Annotated in this window: 14 protein-coding genes and 1 other annotated feature; all 14 genes read right to left on the reverse strand. The window is 40.1% G+C overall.

Annotation, left to right across the window (positions count from 1 at the left end):
- Positions 1-119: 119 nt before the first annotated feature.
- The gene (gene lonB / locus AC4G3N_RS15620; protein WP_066108648.1) at positions 120-1,784 is read right to left on the reverse strand and encodes an ATP-dependent protease LonB; all 1,665 of its coding nucleotides are present in this window, start codon (positions 1,782-1,784) and stop codon (positions 120-122) included.
- A 666-nt stretch (positions 1,785-2,450) separates the two neighbouring features.
- A complete protein-coding gene (gene clpX / locus AC4G3N_RS15625; protein WP_066108651.1) occupies positions 2,451-3,710 on the reverse strand; it encodes an ATP-dependent protease ATP-binding subunit ClpX in 1,260 nt (419 codons plus the stop codon).
- Between the two features lie 405 nt (positions 3,711-4,115).
- Positions 4,116-5,405 (reverse strand): trigger factor, encoded by a 1,290-nt coding sequence (gene tig, locus AC4G3N_RS15630; RefSeq protein WP_491090575.1) that lies wholly within the window; start codon positions 5,403-5,405, stop codon positions 4,116-4,118.
- Positions 5,406-5,569: 164 nt separating this feature from the next.
- Positions 5,570-6,583, reverse strand: coding sequence for a tetratricopeptide repeat protein (locus tag AC4G3N_RS15635; RefSeq protein WP_066108655.1), 1,014 nt, complete (start codon positions 6,581-6,583; stop codon positions 5,570-5,572).
- 134 nt (positions 6,584-6,717) lie between these two features.
- A complete protein-coding gene (gene leuD, locus AC4G3N_RS15640; RefSeq protein ID WP_066108658.1) occupies positions 6,718-7,305 on the reverse strand; it encodes a 3-isopropylmalate dehydratase small subunit in 588 nt (195 codons plus the stop codon).
- Position 7,306: 1 nt separating this feature from the next.
- A complete protein-coding gene (gene leuC, locus AC4G3N_RS15645) occupies positions 7,307-8,731 on the reverse strand; it encodes a 3-isopropylmalate dehydratase large subunit (RefSeq protein WP_491090578.1) in 1,425 nt (474 codons plus the stop codon).
- Between the two features lie 38 nt (positions 8,732-8,769).
- Positions 8,770-9,879 (reverse strand): 3-isopropylmalate dehydrogenase, encoded by a 1,110-nt coding sequence (leuB, locus tag AC4G3N_RS15650; protein WP_066108663.1) that lies wholly within the window; start codon positions 9,877-9,879, stop codon positions 8,770-8,772.
- Between the two features lie 24 nt (positions 9,880-9,903).
- Positions 9,904-11,442 (reverse strand): 2-isopropylmalate synthase, encoded by a 1,539-nt coding sequence (locus tag AC4G3N_RS15655; protein ID WP_490551071.1) that lies wholly within the window; start codon positions 11,440-11,442, stop codon positions 9,904-9,906.
- Entirely contained in the window at positions 11,429-12,460 is a 1,032-nt protein-coding gene (gene ilvC, locus AC4G3N_RS15660; protein WP_066108666.1) for a ketol-acid reductoisomerase, read from the reverse strand. Before ilvC ends, AC4G3N_RS15655 begins: the two co-directional genes overlap by 14 nt.
- A gap of 28 nt (positions 12,461-12,488) precedes the next feature.
- On the reverse strand, positions 12,489-13,007 hold the full coding sequence (gene ilvN / locus AC4G3N_RS15665; protein WP_066108669.1) for an acetolactate synthase small subunit: 519 nt from the start codon (positions 13,005-13,007) through the stop codon (positions 12,489-12,491).
- Positions 13,004-14,734 (reverse strand): acetolactate synthase large subunit, encoded by a 1,731-nt coding sequence (ilvB, locus tag AC4G3N_RS15670; RefSeq protein ID WP_491090583.1) that lies wholly within the window; start codon positions 14,732-14,734, stop codon positions 13,004-13,006. Before ilvB ends, ilvN begins: the two co-directional genes overlap by 4 nt.
- 92 nt (positions 14,735-14,826) lie before the next feature.
- Positions 14,827-15,070, reverse strand: a binding site (T-box leader).
- A 432-nt stretch (positions 15,071-15,502) separates the two neighbouring features.
- Entirely contained in the window at positions 15,503-15,691 is a 189-nt protein-coding gene (locus tag AC4G3N_RS15675) for a hypothetical protein (RefSeq protein WP_491090585.1), read from the reverse strand.
- A 224-nt stretch (positions 15,692-15,915) separates the two neighbouring features.
- Positions 15,916-17,772 carry an ABC transporter ATP-binding protein gene (locus AC4G3N_RS15680; protein ID WP_139892824.1) on the reverse strand — a complete coding sequence of 619 codons (1,857 nt, stop codon included), beginning with the start codon at positions 17,770-17,772 and terminating at the stop codon, positions 15,916-15,918.
- The gene (locus tag AC4G3N_RS15685) at positions 17,762-19,495 is read right to left on the reverse strand and encodes an ABC transporter ATP-binding protein (protein ID WP_491090710.1); all 1,734 of its coding nucleotides are present in this window, start codon (positions 19,493-19,495) and stop codon (positions 17,762-17,764) included. Before AC4G3N_RS15685 ends, AC4G3N_RS15680 begins: the two co-directional genes overlap by 11 nt.
- Positions 19,496-19,570 lie beyond the last annotated feature (75 nt).

Here is a 19,570-nt window from a genome sequence, read left to right on the forward strand (position 1 = left end):
AAATTTAAGTGGATGTAACACCTTTCAATAAATTTTTAAGGTAACAAAATTTCCCACTCTCATTATTAGTAAGACAAAAAAAAGGCTCGCTCTGATGCAAGCCTTTTAATTTTGTTCCCTCAGCCGCTTTCCCGTTCAGAAAGTGGCATATTTTCAATAATAGTATCAATGGCCGCTGTACGATCGAATACTAGTTGAAATACTTCCTTTAAGTTCCTGACAGGTTTAATTTCAATATTTTCGACTTGGTTTAACAGGGCTTGTATATTTTCTTCCGGAATCAGAACTACATCGGCTCCCGCTAACTTAGCTGCTGTCACTTTCGTAAACACACCGCCAACCGGCTTAACCTTCCCGTGAATGCTGATTTCTCCTGTCATTGCAACATTATTTTTTACCGGTATTTGATAGATAGCTGAGTAAATCCCAACGGCCATAGCAATGCCTGCCGAAGGACCATCAATCGGTATACCGCCCGGAAAATTAACATGGATATCAAATTTGTCAGCTGGTACGCCAATCGTTCTCAGGACAGTCACCACATTTTCAATCGATCCCTTAGCCATGCTTTTTCTTCTGATGGATTTTCCTGCACTATTAATACTTTCTTCTTCTACGATTCCAGTTATATTAACTGATCCCTTATCAACCGCATCAATAACCGTAACTTCAATCTCAAGTAACGCCCCTGAGCTTGGTCCGGTTACAGCCAGACCATTTACAACACCAACGGCAGATTCTTTCGCAATAAAACTTTGATATCTAGGAGACATTTGGCTGGATTGAACAATCCATTCAATATCTTCATCTTTAATATAATCTCTATTTTCTGTAATGGCTAAACCTGCGGCACTCTGAACCATATTTACAGCTTCCCGTCCATTGCTGGCAAAATTACCAATGACATTAAGCGCCTCATCACTAATCTCTAAGGACACCCGTTCAACTGCATTTTTGGCCACCTTTTTCAGTTCCTCCTGATTTAATTCACGAAAAAAAATCTCCATGCATCTGGAACGAATCGCAGGCGGAATTTCAGAAGGTGTTCTCGTTGTAGCCCCAACAAGCCTAAAATCAGCAGGTAATCCATTTTGAAAAATTTCATGTATATGTTTTGGTATATTCGGATTCTCTTCATTATAGTATGCACTTTCAAAATGTACTTTCCGATCTTCCAATACCTTCAATAATTTGTTCATTTGTATATTATGCAATTCTCCAATTTCATCAATAAATAAGACACCGCCATGAGCATTTGAAACTGCCCCCTGTTTTGGCTGTGGAATACCTGCCTGGCCCATTGCTCCGGCGCCCTGATAGATTGGGTCATGAACAGAGCCTATAAGTGGGTCAGCAATTCCTCTCTCATCAAATCTGGCTGTTGTGGCATCCAATTCTACAAATGTTGCGGTTTGCCTGAATGGAGATTTCATATTTGCTTTAGCCTCTTCCAGCACCAGTCGCGCAGCGGCCGTTTTCCCAATTCCAGGCGGACCATAAATTAGTACATGCTGTGGATTTGGCCCACAAAGTGCTGCCTTTAGTGCCTTGATTCCATCCTTCTGACCAATAATATCATCAAACCGTGCTGGTCTTACCTTTTCGGAAAGCGGCTCAGTTAATGAGATAGACTTCATTCGATGAAGCTGATCCATCTCCTTCTTAGCCTCTCGATCAATCGAAACCTTTTGTACCCTTTGACCCTTTAACAAATTTAAAAAATACATGCCAATCACTATTCCAAAAAACAGCTGGATAACAATAACCACACCAGTCCAACTCATATAAGCACCCTCCTGAAATCACATCGTTGAGATACAAGCTAGTATCTCCCTAGAAAGGATGGAATAAACATCAAAAAGCTGAGCCGACTGATCAGCTTCGACAAGCATAAGAGGAGGCGCGCAGGGAGGCGCTTTTCCTCCCGCTGTGGCTACACTTATGTCTCGAGAAGCTAGGAGGCGAAGCTGGATTAACTAAAAAGCTGAAGGGCCTTACGTTAAGGAACAAAGACTAAATACGCCACGTCCTGTGGCAACGTCTTTGTGACCAACATCCTGTTGGCCTCCGAAAAGCATAAGAGGAGGCGCACAGATGTGTTCTTTCCTCCCGCAGTGGGTGGCTATCCTTATGACTCAAGCTCTATGTATCTACATCAAAACCTGCCACCTACTTTAGCGTTTGGCTGGAATTTGAGCTGAATTGGCTGGATTAGTGCTGAATTTGGCTGGATAAAATCTAAAATTGGCTGGATTAATGAAGGAATCGGCTGGATTCCTACTCCACTCGGGTCAATCTCTTATTATTCTTCCTATAAAAGCAATTGTTTTCTTCTAACTCTCCAAACATGTATCCATTTAAGAATAGATAACCTGTAAATTGCGTCATTTGCAATACAAAAAAAGGCCAATCAAGATTTTGATTGGCCTCTTCTACAACTTATATCTTTATCAAGCAGATGTTTTCTTTTCAACTGTTTCAGTTGTTCCATCAACAAGAATTATTTTTGGAGATTCGCCTTTAGAGATCACTTCAGCTGTAATGATACATTTTTTAATATCATTACGGGAAGGAAGTTCAAACATGACATCCAGCATAATTCCCTCAATAATGGAACGAAGTCCACGTGCACCTGTTTTACGCTCAATTGCTTTTTTCGCAATTTCTAACAACGCTCCGTCCTCAAATTCGAGTTCTACGTCATCAAGTTGAAGCATTTTTTGGAATTGCTTAACAAGCGCATTTTTTGGCTTAGTAAGGATTTGGATTAATGTATCCTCATCTAATTGCTCAAGTGTAGCAATTACCGGCAAACGTCCGATAAATTCTGGAATTAATCCAAAACGAAGCATGTCTTCAGGAAGAACTTTAGTTAACAAGTTTTTATCTTCAACTTCTTCTTTAACTGATCCAAAACCGATAACTTTTTGGCCAAGACGGCGTTTAATAATCGGTTCGATTCCATCAAATGCACCACCGCAAATGAATAGAATATTCGTTGTATCAATTTGGATGAATTCTTGATGAGGATGCTTTCTTCCTCCTTGTGGCGGAACGCTTGCCACTGTGCCTTCAAGAATTTTCAGCAACGCCTGCTGTACACCTTCACCTGAAACATCTCGTGTAATGGATGGGTTTTCAGATTTACGTGCAATTTTATCGATTTCATCAATGTATATAATGCCTTTTTCAGCTTTCTCTACATCGTAATCAGCAGCCTGAATTAGCTTAAGTAAGATATTTTCAACATCTTCACCCACGTAACCAGCTTCAGTTAATGACGTAGCATCTGCAATGGCAAATGGTACATTTAATAATCTGGCTAAAGTTTGAGCAAGAAGTGTTTTCCCGCTTCCAGTAGGCCCGATTAAGCAAATATTGGATTTAGATAATTCTACATCTTCAATTTTGCTATTAGAATTTACACGTTTATAGTGATTATAAACGGCTACTGCCAAGGATTTTTTAGCACCTTTTTGACCAATAACATATTCATCAAGGATTTCTAAGATCTCCATTGGTTTTGGTATATCTTTTAACTCAACTTCTTCTTCAGTACCCAGTTCTTCTTCTACAATTTCAGTGCATAACTCTATGCACTCATCACATATATAAACACCTGGACCCGCTACGAGTTTTCGGACTTGTTCTTGAGTTTTCCCACAGAAAGAACACTTCAATTGCCCTTTCTCATCATTGAATTTAAACATAGTTTCACCCCTTGGTATTATGAACTCTATCATGAAATCTGCAATTCTTTACGATCCAGATTAACTAATGAAGGGTATGTAAGGATTGTAACATACATTGCCCCATATAAGGTAAGAAAAAGGCCGTACTCATTTGCCAAACTAATTGTTCCTTATGTATATGTACATAATATCCATTCTTGACTCCTTTCAATCCTGGAAATCAAAAATGGAAGAGTTTTAAATCCTATTTATTTAGAATTAATCTACACTTAATTCATGAAAAAAGCAATTATGTATGTGTTAAAATATTTCGATTCTAAAAGTCGAATCTTCTCGAAACTTTGGCCCTGCAATTAGTATGTATAGTATGTATAAAACAAGGTACGATAAAATCGCACCTTGTTTTGTTATTTAATATGTGTATTAAGCTTCTACTGTTTTGCTGTTATCAACTAATACGTCGATTGCTTTTCTTACTAATAAGTCACCTTTAACACTTTCAGTTCCGCCAAGCGCTTGGATGATTTGTTCAGCAGTCAAGCCATATTGCTCAGACATTGCTTGTACTTCAGTGTTGATTTCTTCTTCAGTAACTTCAAGGTTCTCTGCTTTAGCGATTGCTTCAAGAGTTAAGTTGATGCGTACACGCTTTTCAGCTTCCTCTTTCATTTGACCTTTAAGAGCATCTTTGTCTTGGCCAGAGAATTGGAAGTACATGTCAAGAGTCATACCTTGAGCTTGAAGACGTTGTTCAAATTCTTGAATCATACGATCTGTTTCAGTGTCGATCATTGCTTCTGGAATATCGATTTCTGCAGTTTCTGCCGCTTTTTCGATAACTGTGTCTTTTACATGGTGCTCTGCTTGATGGTTTTTAGACTCAACTAAACGAGTTTTGATTTTTTCTTTAAGTGCTTCCAATGTTTCTACTTCTTCATCAACATCTTTAGCAAATTCATCATCTAACTCAGGTAATTGTTTTGTTTTGATTTCATGAATTTTCACTTTGAATACAGCTGGTTTTCCTGCTAATTCTGCAGCATGATATTCTTCTGGGAAAGTAACTTCAACATCTTTTTCTCCACCAACTTCAAGACCAACCAATTGCTCTTCAAATCCTGGAATGAAAGAGTTAGAACCAAGTTCTAAGGAGTAATTATCTGCTTGTCCGCCTTCGAATGCTTCGCCATCAACGAATCCTTCAAAGTCTAAAACTACAGTATCACCATTCTCAGCTTGTCCTTCTTCTTTGATTACAAGCTCTGCGTTACGCTCTTGTAAAGTTTTGATTTCTTTTTCGATATCTTCATCAGTTACTTCAGTATCAAGTTGTGTAACTTCAATACCTTTGTATTCGCCAAGTTTAACTTCTGGCTTCACAGTAACAGTTGCTTTGAAAATAAGAGCTTCGCCTTTTTCCATTTTTTCGATATCAATTTCTGGACGATCAACTGGCTCGATTTTAGTTTCTTCAATTGCATTAGCGTATGCTTCTGGAAGAATAAAATCTAATGCGTCTTGGTAAAGAGACTCAACGCCAAATTTCTTTTCAAATAATGCACGAGGCATTTTTCCTTTACGGAATCCTGGCACTTGTACTTGTTTAACCACTTTTTTGAATGCTGAATCTAAGCCTTCGTTTACTTTTTCAACCGGTACTTCAACAGTTAATATACCGCTGTTCCCTTCAAGCTTTTCCCATTTTGCAGACATGGTTTTCCCTCCACTATATATATTTCCTAATAATCGTTTTCTCTTAACACGATATTATGTGCAACTAGATTTATTGATCTTAGGCAGTACAGCCTTACTGTACCAATGCATATTGCAACCACTATATTATAACATAGGTTTCCTACGTTTCAAGACTTGGACCCTCAAATAACAGGGAAAGTCATCCCCTCTAGATTCCTGATTTCCTCTATAATTATATTTATCCTTTCATCAGGCTCCTTCAAATCGATTCCATAGGCTTCCGACACAATTCGATAATAGCCTTCTGCCCATCCTTCGAGATTCGGTATATTCAATGGATAAAGCAGGATATTATGCCTTTTAACCATTTCCATTGCCTGTTCGAACATGATAGGATTATTATTTTCCAACCTGTCACGTAAGGTTTTATGTATGTCAGATAAAAAATGCGTTTCTTCAACAATTGGTAAGTCTACTATATTCACTGTAATAGTTTGACCGAACTTATCCACCTCTACAATCTTATCCACTTCCTGCTCTTTTAATATGGATAAAGTAAAGGTTTTTAAAAAAGGATGTTTTTCTTCTATTAAATATTGGCAAAGCAGCCCTACCCACGGTCTAATATTTTGCCCTGCAAGTGAAGATAGCATAAAAAATTGCTCTTGCATCGTTCCGGTTTCCAAAATAACTTTTATTTCTTCCTCCTGAATTTGAGGTGATTCGACTTTAAATTCAGGAAAATCATCTGAATATTCCTGTTCGCTGCCCTGTTCCACAATTCGTTTACTCATAGCCAATAGATGTTCTAATGATTCAACTCTGCCTTCAGGTACTTGATTTTCTTCCAATAACGCTTCGACTACCGATATAATCTCGCGATGTTCATTTAATTGCAGAAGGATCATTAAATAAATATTGATGACATGAAAATACTCTCCAATTCCATTTCCCATCATCTTATTCACTATAGCTTTTGCATCTTGGTAATTCCCGAGCTCTACAAGTGACAGAGCCAATCCGATATTGATATCTTCATCTTCCGGTTCCAATTCATACGCCTGGCCAAATAATTCACGGGCATTTTTGAATTTTTTCTCCTCCATGGCTTGCATACCTTTTTTGAGGAGCAATTGTGCCAGATTAGGAAAAGGAATTACCTTTTCATCCTTTCGTTCACTTTTTGTGTTCTTCATAACAAACCGCCTTGATTTTTTTGAATTAATTGTCGTTAGTTTAGCATGCCTTTCCATGAAAAACAAAAAATCTTTCTGTTATTCACTCAATAAACAATGAAACGCAAAAAAACATAGACTATATATCTTGTAGTCTATGCCAGTATTCTCTGTTCGTATTGATTGATTTCTTCATTATACTGAAGCGTTAGTTCAATTTCATCCCAACCATTAATCAGCATGTTCTTCCAATATGGATGAATATCAAATCGAGCAAGTACGTTTTCTTGTGCTCTCAATTCTTGATTAGGTAGATCAACCGTTAGATCCAACGGTGTTTTACGTATAAATTCCTTTAGTGAAGCAAGAGTCTCTTTTTCTAAGGTTATCGGCAGTATTCCATTTTGCAAACAGTTTTGATGAAAAATATCTGCAAAGGAGGAAGCTAAAATTACTTTAAACCCATAATCCCCCAGTGCCCATGGGGCATGCTCACGAGAGGATCCACATCCAAAATTTTCACCTGCCAACAAAATGGTCGCACCTTTAGCTTCAGGCTGATTCAGTTCAAAATCGTCTCGCTCGGTTCCATCTGCATGAAAACGCCAGTCAAAAAACACATACCTGCCAAACCCGGTACGCTCAATGCGCTTTAGGAACTGCTTCGGTATAATCTGATCTGTATCGACATGATCGCGTTCAAGAATAACAGGTTTACCTGTATAGACTGTCATTTTTTCCATTTTAATGACCTCCTTTTCCAGAAATCAAAGGATTCACCGCTTCTCTGATATCTACAAACTTTCCGTAAATCGCTGCCGCTGCTGCCATGCGCGGAGATACTAAATGCGTTCTTGCTCCAGTGCCCTGTCTTCCTTCAAAATTACGGTTCGACGTGGAAGCACAATGTTCACCTGCCGGCACCACATCTGGATTCATGCTTAAGCACATGCTGCAGCCTGCTTCTCTCCATTCGAATCCAGCTGCTTTGAAAATCGTATCCAGACCTTCTTCCTCTGCCATCTTCTTAACAGCCTGTGAGCCTGGAACGACCATTGCTCTCACTCCTGCAGCAACCCTATTACCATCGATAATTTCAGCCGCTTCCCTTAAATCTTCTATCCTGGAATTTGTGCAGGAACCAATAAATACATGCTGAACCGGTATATCTGTAATTGCCTGACCTTCTTTAAGACCCATGTATTCTAGCGCTCGCTGTAATGTTTTGGCTGCTGCTGGCTTCATTGAATTTGAATGAGGGATATTCCCGGTTACTGGGCTGCACATCCCAGGATTGGTGCCCCAACTGACCATAGGAGAAATATCATCTCCATTCATGTAGATTACTTTGTCATAATCTGCATCAGCATCACTGGCCAATTCTGACCACCGCTTACAATATTCCTCGAATTCGTCCGGCACGGGAGCATATTTCCGGCCCTTCATATAAGAAAAAGTAGTTTCATCCGGGCTAACCAGACCGGCACGAGCGCCACCTTCAATAGACATATTACACATAGTCATGCGCTCTTCCATCGACATATTACGTACTACATCTCCTGCATATTCCAAAATATAACCGTTACCAAAGTTCGTTCCATTTTGAGTGATGATAAATAAAATGACATCCTTTGCAGTAACCCCATTTTGGAGTAAACCGTTTATTTCAATTTTCATCGTTTTCGGTTTGTTTTGCCAAATGGTTTGCGTCGCTAATACATGCTCCACTTCGCTCGTGCCAATTCCAAAGGCCAATGCACCAAATGCACCATGTGTAGATGTATGGCTGTCGCCGCAAACAATGGTTTTTCCCGGCCAGGTTAAGCCTAAATCAGGTCCAATCACATGGACAATTCCCTGGTCTTCACTATCAAGGCCTGCTAAAGGTACTCCAAATTCCTGGCAATTCCGTTCAAGTGCTGTCAATTGCCTTTTCGCCACCTCATCTGTTATTACAAAACGATTAATGGTGGGGACATTATGATCCATTGTTGCAAAGGTCAAATCTGGTCTGCGTACCTTTCTTTTCTTTAGGCGAAGACCCTCAAATGCCTGAGGAGAAGTCACTTCATGAACGAGATGCAGATCGATGTATAATAAATCTGGTTTTCCCGCCTCCTTGTGCACTATATGATTTTCCCAGATTTTATCCACGATCGATTTACCCACATAGATCCCTCCTCATTTTATTGATACCTTTAATTTTTTTACGCGTACGCTTCCATAATGTGAAAAATAGCGTCCTTCTGCAAAATTTCTTCCTTAATAGCCCTGGCCATTTCCGTAGTTGACAGCACTTTTCCATCTCCTGATATATCTATTGTATGTTTGCCGGAGTCCAGTACATTTTTCACCGCTTGTTCCACTATACTTGCCTCTTCTTCCATTTGGAAGGAATGGCGAAGCATCGATGCAACAGACAGAATCATTGCAATTGGATTAGCTTTATCCTGGCCTGCGATATCCGGGGCAGAGCCGTGAATTGGTTCATATAAATGCAAACCATTTTCAGAAAGACTTGCTGAAGGGAGCATTCCAAGTGAACCAGTTAAGACACTTGCCTCATCGCTCAAAATATCACCAAACATATTTTCAGTCACCAATATGTCAAATTGCCTTGGATTACGGATAAGCTGCATCGCTGCGTTGTCTACGAGCATATGCTCAAGCTTCACTTTTGGATACTCACTGGCTACTTCTTCTGCCACCTCTCTCCACATTCGGCTTGATTCTAATACATTTGCCTTATCAACGGATGTTACCTTTCCTTTTCGTTCCTTTGCCAATTCAAAAGCGAGTGTGATAATCCGCTTTACTTCTTCGCGTTCGTAATACAGAGTATCGACAGCAGATTCCATGCCATCATGATAATTACGCTTACTCGGTTTGCCAAAATATAACCCGCCCGTTAGTTCCCTCACGATTAAAAAATCCGTACCATCAATGATTTCTTTTTTCAAAGGTGATGAATCCTCGATGCTGGCATAATAACTGATTGGACGCATATTTGCGTATAAATTTAACTCTTTGCGGATTTTTAACAGCCCTTGCTCAGGTCGCATCTCCGGGGGATTATGATCCCATTTCGGACCGCCAACTGCTCCAAGTAACACGGCATCATTTCGTTTACAAAGGTCAATCGTTTTTTCAGATAAAGGGGTACCCTCCGTGTCAATCGCTGCCCCGCCAATTTGCCCATATTCAAAGACGAATTCATGCCCGAATCGTTCACCAATAGCATTGAGGATTTCGAGGGCTCCTATCATAATTTCTGGTCCAATTCCGTCACCCGGCAATACAGCAATGTTTTTTTTCATATCGAAGAAATCCCCCTTATTTGATTAATTCGTGATCACCATTGATTGGTGCTCTACTGTTAAAATCACTCGGTTAATAGCATTTAAATACGCTTTGGCCGACGCTTCCAACACATCCTGGGCTAATCCCCGTCCGCTTGTTTCCACTCCCTGATAAATAATTCTTACAAACACCTGTGCCAACGCATCTCTGCCGCCGCCAACTGATTGAATACGGTAATCCTGCAGCTTAACTGGTTTCTGGATGCAACGCTCGAGCGTATTGTATAACGCTTCAATACTCCCTGCTCCAGTGGAGGCCTCCTGTATTCTGTCGTTATTTACCCCTGACAATGTAACGGTTGCTGTAGGAATCTGATTGGTTCCGTATTGAACCTGAATGGAAATTAATTCATAATAGTTATCCTCTTTTGTTACTTTCTCTTCCAGTACTAACGCGACAATATCATCATCTGTCATTTCTTTCTTACGATCTGCGAGATCCTTGAATACTTTGAAAAGGTGATTAACTTCTTCATCCGACACAGGGAAGCCTAACTCTTCTAATTTTGTACGGAATGCATGCCGGCCTGAATGCTTACCAAGCACCATGGAGTTAGAACTTAATCCAACTAATTCAGGTTCAATTATCTCGTAGGTTGTTTTCTCTTTAAGCACACCGTCTTGATGAATGCCGGATTCATGTGCAAAGGCATTTTTACCTACTACAGCTTTATTTGGCGGGATTACCATACCTGTCAGTTTACTGACCAATTCACTTGTACGTTTAATTTCACTAAGAACCAAGCCGGTTTCTGCCTGATAAAAATCTTTTCTTGTATATAGGCCAAGCGCTACTTCTTCCAGTGCAGTATTCCCGGCCCGTTCACCAATTCCATTAATGGTACCTTCTATCTGAGTCGCTCCGGCCAGAATCGCTGCCATAGAATTGGCGGTCGCCAATCCTAAATCGTCATGGCAATGGGCAGACAACGTAACCTGATCTATAGATGGAACGTGGCTCATTAGATATCGGAAGACTTCACTGTATTCTTTCGGTGTGATATAACCAACCGTATCCGGGATATTGATGATCTTTGCTCCGGCTTTGATAGCTTCTTCCACAATCCGAGCCAGGAATGGAAGCTCTGTTCGGCAAGCATCTTCAGCTGACCATTGAATAACCGGGAAATACTTCGAAGCATAACGGATCGAAGCCACGGCAGCTTCAACTACCTGATCCTCCGTCATTTTCAGCTTATACTGCCTGTGTATGGGTGATGTAGCAAGAAAGACATGTATCCTCGGGTCGGCCGTTTGCTTTAAAGCTCCCCACACTGCATCAATATCACTTTCCACAGATCTTGCCAGTCCTGTTACCGTTGAATTTTTGACTAAATCAGCAATTTTCTTCACTGATTCGAAATCTCCTGGAGAGGCTGCGGGAAAACCAGCCTCAATGATATCTACACCCATTTTTTCTAATTGTTTGGCTATCTCCAGTTTTTCGGTCAAATTAAGAGTGACTCCGGCAGATTGTTCTCCATCACGTAAGGTCGTGTCAAAAATATTAATTTTTCGCACTGCCGACCACTTCTTTCTGTTTCTTTTTTTGCTGTTGAATAAATGGCATCATTTGACGAAGTTCTCTGCCTACCTGTTCAATTGGATGTGCATTTTCCTGTGCCTGTGTCGCGTTAAATACAGGTCTGTTCACTTGATTTTCAAGCAGCCATCCTTTTGCAAATGTGCCATTCTGAATTTCTTTTAACACTTGCTTCATTTCTTCTTTAACAGCCGGGCCAACTACGCGGGGACCTGAAACAAAATCACCCCATTGAGCGGTATCAGAAATGGAATAGCGCATCCCTTCCATGCCGCCTTCATACATGAGATCAACAATTAATTTCAATTCATGTAAACATTCAAAGTAAGCAAGCTCAGGCTGATAGCCAGCTTCCGTCAGCGTTTCAAAACCTGCCTTTACCAAGGAGGTAAGTCCCCCGCAAAGTACTGCCTGTTCTCCAAATAAATCTGTTTCGGTCTCTTCCTTGAATGTAGTTTCAAGAGCTCCTGCCCTAAGTGCTCCAATCCCTTTTGCGTAAGCCAATGCAACTTCTCTTGCTTCACCTGACACATCCTGATAGATGGCAAATAATGCTGGAACACCTGCCCCTTGTTCAAATGTCCTTCTGACTAAATGGCCCGGTCCTTTTGGCGCCACTAGGGATACATCTACAAATGCCGGAGGAACAATTTGATGATAATGGACATTGAAACCATGAGCGAACATCAGTGTATGACCTTTCCGCAAGACTGGTTCAATCTCTGCTTTATATACTTTTGTTTGATGTTCATCCGGTAAGAGAATCATGATTACATCTGCTTCCTCGCTTGCTTCCCTAACAGATTTAACATCAAATCCATCTTCAACCGCCTGGTTCCAAGATTTACCCTCTCGCAATCCAATAACTACTTCAAATCCGCTTTCCCGTAAGTTCTGTGCATGGGCATGCCCCTGTGATCCATATCCAATAACTGCTACCTTTTTATTTGATAAAGCTGCTTCATTTGCTTCATTTTGATAGTACATTTTTGCCATAATTGTTCTCTCCCTTTTTCATTTTTATTTAGACAATTGAATAATTCTTTGTTCCCTGGTTGCCCATTTGAGTGGAGCGGGCAAAAGCGGTAGTGCCTGTTCTAGCTAATTCCTTAATTCCGTACGGCTTGACTAATTCGATAAAAGCTTCTATTTTATTTGATTCACCGGTTATTTGAATCACAAGACTTTCTTTGCCAATATCAATAACCGAAGCTCTAAAAGGCTCAATGAGTGAGTAAATCTCACTTCTCGATTGGGGAGTGGCTGTTACTTTTACTAACGCAAGCTCCCTGGCTACAACGGATTGATCTGTTATGTCCTGTACCTTTATGACATCAATCTGTTTATTTAATTGTTTGGTAATTTGTTCTGCAATTTGCACGGATTCGACGTTTACAACACAAGTTATTCGCGCTCTCTCCTCCATTTCGGATTGCCCTACCGTAATACTTTCAATGTTATAATTTCGTTTCGTAAATAAATTGGTAATCCGGTTAAGGACACCCGGTCTGTTTAGAACGGTTAAAGTGATGATCCTTTTCAATTTTTCTTCACCCCTACCATTTCATTAATTCCCTTTCCAGGTGCAACCATTGGGTATACATTTTCTTTAGGTTCTACAAAAATATTGATTAGTACTGGACTATCTTTACTAAATTCTTCGTTAAATACCCTTTCAGCTTCTTCCTCCGTCCGGATATCGAATCCCTTTATTCCATAAGCTTCAGCCAGCTTGCTGAAGGAGGGCTGGGAACGAAATACACTTTCTGAGTATCGGGATTCATAAAAGATTTCCTGCCATTGGCGTACCATTCCAAGAGAACCATTATTGATAATGATAATTTTTACTGGCAAGTTCAGTTCTGCGATAACAGCAAGTTCCTGAATGGACATTTGGATACCCCCATCACCATTTACGGAGATAACCAAATCATCTGGTTCAGCAATTTGTGCTCCAATCGCAGCCGGTAATCCAAACCCCATCGTGCCAAGTCCTCCGGAGGTTACCCATGCATTCGGACGCTTAAAAGGATAATACTGGGCAGCCCACATTTGATGCTGACCAACATCGGTTGTCACGATGGCATCCCCATTACTCATTTCATAAATCATTTCCATAATTCTCTGTGGTTTCAGGTGCTGATCGTTCCCCTTGTCATAATAGAATGGTGCATCCTCCAGCCAATTCTGAATTTGCTTCCTCCAGCCCTCGTTATCTGGCTGTTTGCCATTCTGCTTGATTAAATGCTTCAGAGCATGCCTGGCATCTCCTACAACCGGGATAGCCGTCGGAACATTTTTACCGATTTCAGCAGGATCAATGTCTATATGGGCAACCATTGCATGCGGTGCAAATTTTGATAGATTACCTGTTAAACGATCGTCAAACCTGGCACCAATATTGATTAATAGGTCACATTCAGACAGTGCCATATTGGCTGCGTATATTCCGTGCATCCCTCCCATTCCGATGTAAAGCGGATGACTCGGAGGAAAACTGCCAAGTCCCAATAATGTATTAACGACTGGGATTTGCTGTTGCTCAGCATATTCAAGTAAGTACTTTGAGGCTTTCGCATGAAGGATACCTGCACCAGCCAAGAAAACGGGTTTCTTAGAAGAACTGACTGCTTCTACGAGTCTTCTAATCTGCAAATAATTAGGTTCATACTTTGGCTGATATCCCGGCAAATGGATTGTCTCAGGTTCCTCTTCTATTGCTACGAGCTGAGCCATATCTTTCGGAATATCAATGAGGACTGGACCTGGCCGTCCTGTTGAAGCAATATGAAAGGCCTCCTTCACGATTCTTGGAATATCTGCCGTATTTCGAATTTGATAATTATGCTTTGTGATCGGTGTTGTAACTCCTAAAATATCTGCCTCCTGAAAAGCATCTGTTCCGATTACTCCTGTACCAACCTGACCGGTAAAAACGACTAAAGGCAAGGAATCCATCATGGCATCAGCAAGACCTGTGACAATATTGGTTGCTCCGGGACCAGAGGTAGCAATTACCACTCCAGGCTTTCCACTTATCCTTGCATATCCTTCAGCCGCATAGATTGCGCCTTGCTCATGTCTTGGCAACACATGCTTCAATCCCGATTTATAAAGTGCATCATAAATGGGTAGAACGGCACCTCCGGGGTATCCAAATAAAACCCCCACTCCTTGCTTTTTCAGGGCATTGACCAACATCTCGGCTCCGCTGATTTTTATTTCAGTTTGTAGGCTTTTCTTCTCAGCAAGAGCTGTTTTCTCCAACATGGAATCTACCTCCTGTTTAGTGATAGGCTTATTTGCCAGGTCTTTTTTAAAAATAAAAAAGCCTTTTCATCACATACGTTTCCCAATTGAAACGCAGGGATGAAAAGGCTTGTTGTCCTTTCCATGGTACCACCCTAATTCATAATTGATTTCATCAATCATGCACTCTTTACTTTTGATAACGGGTTGATCGGTCAAACCCGGTCTGTATTACTGGAGAGTTCATACAGACGCTCAAAGGGGAGTTCATACTTGGAAACAGTACCGATTCTCAGCACCATCGGCTCTCTGTAACTGTTCAGCCCACTTACTACTTATCCTTATCATCGCTTCTACTTATTAAATTCTTGTTATTAGTTCCACTATTATAAATCCAAATAATTACTAATTTGTTATCTCGTTGAAATTTATAATACGACCTTCCAGACACATAGTCAACTGATTTTTCTAAATTATTAGACTATTTAATTAATTCTGAATAATTGTATGCGCTTTCATTGTTTTTGCTAAGCGGTTTTCCTATTTTTAAATTTTTATCATCGCAATATCATTTGTAATTAAAAGAAATAAATGAAATTTCATCTCTATTTTTTACACAAAAAAAGAGCCTATAAGCTCTGGAATTTATTGTGACACTCTGATTCTGGGTATAAATTTCACTAAAATAATAAATACAATAGCTGCTAAAAGTGTATAAGGCAAGTATTTCCCAAACAGGTCGGTAAAACGGAACGGTGCTTCATGGATAAACTCGGCTTTCTTCCATTTTTAGTTACCGATTTCAACAGCAATGGCAGAATCAGAAGATTGATTATTCAATTTATAATACTTAGTGCCTACAGGGTATATGTTAGAGCCATTCCCTTTATATTGTCCGGTATCGTCATTTGCTATTGACTCCACCTTGCCTATGTATTTACCAATTTTCCGAGGATCTATTGCCTCATCTTCCTTCATTTCATATACCTTACCCTCCCAAACAACAAAGTATTTATTCCAACTTAATACTTGGGCCAATGATAGATAGATGAATGAAAGGACAAATAGTATCAGGGTCGTCTTTTTTTCAAAGCAATCGAACTCCTTCTTAAATACTATTTTAATAGTAGCATATAATTTCCATATTATTTACATATAATTCAATAAAAAATCCTGCGGATCAATTACCACAGGATTTCACATTATGAAGTCTGGATATTTTTATACTGGCTTTCATACATTTCACTGTATCGACCTTTATGACGTAATAATTCTTCATGCGTTCCACTCTCTTTGACTTGGCCGTCATCAATGACCATAATCTTATCTGCCTCGCGAATCGTACTGAGCCTGTGTGCAATCACAAAGCTGGTACGTCCTCTCATCACTTTACGCATAGCATTCTGTATGGCAAGCTCTGTTCTCGTATCTACACTGCTCGTTGCCTCATCCAGGATCAGGATTGCTGGATCCTTTAATATTGCCCGGGCAATAGCTAGCAGCTGCTTGTTCCCTTGGCTGAGATTCGAGCCATTTTCTAGAAGCATCGTATCGTAGCCATTTGGAAGTCTTGTAATAAAATAATGAGCATTTGCCGTTCTGGCAGCTTCAATCATTTCTTCATCTGTAGCATCCAACCGGCCATATTTTATATTCTCTTTAATGGTTCCCGTAAACAAATACGTGTCCTGCAGCACAATCCCAAACGTATCTCTTAAGCTCTCTCTTGTATAATCACGAATATCTACCCCATCGATTAAGATGCTCCCTTCAGATACCTCATAAAATCTGGTTAAGAGATTCGTAATGGTTGTCTTCCCTGCACCAGTTGGTCCCACTAGCGCATTGTGGCTGCCCGTTTTTGCTTCAAAACTGATATTTTTTAAGATGGGGTGATTTGCGTCATATCCAAATGAAACATTCTTAAACGTTACATTTCCTTCTGAATGCCGGAGTGGAACCGCATGCTCGCCATCTTTTGTCTCTTCATTCTCATCAATCACCTGGAATACTCGTTCAGCACCTGCGACTGCAGACTGAAATAGATTGAATATATTGGCCAAATCATTTAACGGTCTCGTAAACTGCCTTGAATAGCTGACAAAACTGGCGATCACCCCAATCGTTACAGCTTCATTTACAGCCAAGATACCGCCTACAATTGCAATCGCGGCCAGTCCAAGATTATTAATTGCATTCATTAATGGCATTAAATAACCTGACCAGATTTGTGCCTTCCTTCCTGATTCAAATAATTTACCATTGATTTCTTCAAACGTCTCGACCACTTGATTTTCTCTATTAAAGGCTTTAATAATAAGCGTTCCGGATATCGTTTCCTCTATATGTCCGTTCAATTTGCCTAAATGCTTTTGCTGTTCCCGAAATAAAACCCGTGTCCGTTTAGCAATCATTTTCGTCAGCAAATACATAAATGGTATCGTAATACATGCAGCCACTGTCAAAATAGGGCTCAATATTAGCATCATAATAAATGATCCCGTTATTGTGATGACCCCACCCATCAGCTGTGTAGTCGATTGAGAAATACTACTGCTGACATTATCGATATCATTGGTAACTCTGCTCATCATATCGCCATGAGCATGTGAATCAAAATAACCAATTGGTAATTTAAGCAGCTTATGAAATAGCTTGCTTCTTAAGGATTGAACAACCCGCTGAGAAACTCGGGCCATCATCCAGCCCTGGAGCAAACTGGATATTCCATCCGTCACATAAACCACAGCCAAAATAAGAATCATCATATGTAATAAGTTCAGGTCAACTGATTCCATTGCAATCGTATCGACTGTTCTTCCAATCCAATAGGGAACAAATAAGCTGATAGCTGAACTAATAACAACAAAGCCAAAAATAATCCACAGACTTCTCTTTTCAGACCCAAAAAATCCCCAAATCCGTTTAAGAGTTCCCGTAAAATCCTTAGGTTTTTCTACAGGAGCAAATCGGCCCGCACCATGGCCATGGCCTCTTCCACCCGGTTTCGGCATTTGCGGCTGTGAGGGCTTGCTTCCATTCTCCGATTTATTTGCCATGGCTAACCATCTCCTCACCTATTTGCGAACGTATAATTTCCTGATAAACCGGATTATGAGTTTTTAACTCTTCATGATTTCCAATGCCTACTATTTTCCCATTATCCATAATGATAATTTTATCGGCATCCATAACTGAGGTTATTCTTTGGGCAATCAAAAAAATCATCGACCCTTTCGTTCTTTCCCCTAATGATTCCTTTAATTGCTTCTCCGTGACCGCATCAAGTGCGCTGGTTGAATCATCAAGAATTAAAACAGATGATTTTTTCAACAGGGCTCTGGCAATCGATAATCTTTGCTTTTGGCCACCGGAAAGATTGATCCCGCCCTGTCCAAGATGAGTATCATACCCATTGGGCAAAGCCTCTATGAATGTATGGGCACAGGCTGCCTTGGCTGCCTGTACCACCTCTTCCATACTGGCATTCCCATTTCCCCAAAGTATAGTTTCTTTAATCGTTCCCGTAAATAACATAGATTTCTGAGGCACATATGCCACAGTCTCTCTCAATAAAGCTGGGTCCATCATTTGAATGTTTACCCCATTCATATAAATGGCACCTTTAGAAGGTTCATACAATCTAGGAATCAAGTTAACCAGACTGCTCTTTCCTGATCCGGTTGAACCTATTATCCCAACTGTCTCACCCCTATTTACATGAAAGGTAGCGTCTTTTACTACAAAGTCCTTCGTTCCAAAGTATGAAAAACCAACTTGATTAAAAAAGATACCTTCTTTATCAATAGCTTTTCCAGATGTATCAAGTGTTGAAGGAGGCTCCTCAGTATTAAATACTTCTCCAATCCTTCCGGCAGATACCCTTGCCCGAACAAAGAAATTAAATATCATTGAAATCATCGATAAAGATACTAAGATTTGAGTCATATAGTTCACATAGGCAACAATTTGTCCAACCTGCATCTGTCCATTATTTATATTCCAACCGCCCACTAAAAGGACGAGCACAATTCCAAAATTCACGGTTAGCATGATTCCAGGACTAAATACAGACATTACTCGCATAGCTTTAATAGAGGTTTCTGCCAAATCATCATTCCGTTCTTCAAAACGCTCCTTCTCAAACTTAGAACGATTGAATGCCCTGATCACCCGTATGCCGGATAAATATTCTCTCATTACCCCGTTCAAGCGATCTGTCACTTTTTGAACGCGGATAAAGAAAGGAAAGCTAAGTTTCAGATTCAGCATAATGATACCCGCTACAATCGGAATAATAATTAATAGAATCCATGATATAGAAGCATTTAAACGGACTGCCATGATAATGCTTCCTATACAAATCAATGGAGCCTTCACCATAATTCTCATCAAGCCGTTCACAAATACTTGCACCTGCGTTACGTCATTTGTAAGCCTTGTAACTAGAGTCGCTGCTTCAAAACGGTTCATTTGCACGAGTTTTAAAGACTGTATCTTTTTATATAAATCAGAGCGAAGTTCGGCTCCCATTTTTTGCGAAATATTACTGGAGATTATATTCCTGCTTATCGCACCCAACGCACCTACTGCCGTAACAACTAACATCACTCCGCCCATTTCCAATACATAAGAAAGGTCTTTATTTGCTACACCTTTATCAATCATCGTTGCTAATATCGTAGGCAGAAGCAAATCACAAATGGCTTCAACCATTAAAAATAGAATCGCAACCGTAAATAAAACTCCATATTTCTTTATATATTTTCGTAAATACCCCATACCTTCACCTTTTTTCGTTACCGACATATGACTACATCCTTATTTTGCTAAAACCTTTTCAATCATACAAGTAAA

The organism is Bacillus sp. z50, from assembly GCF_058313585.1.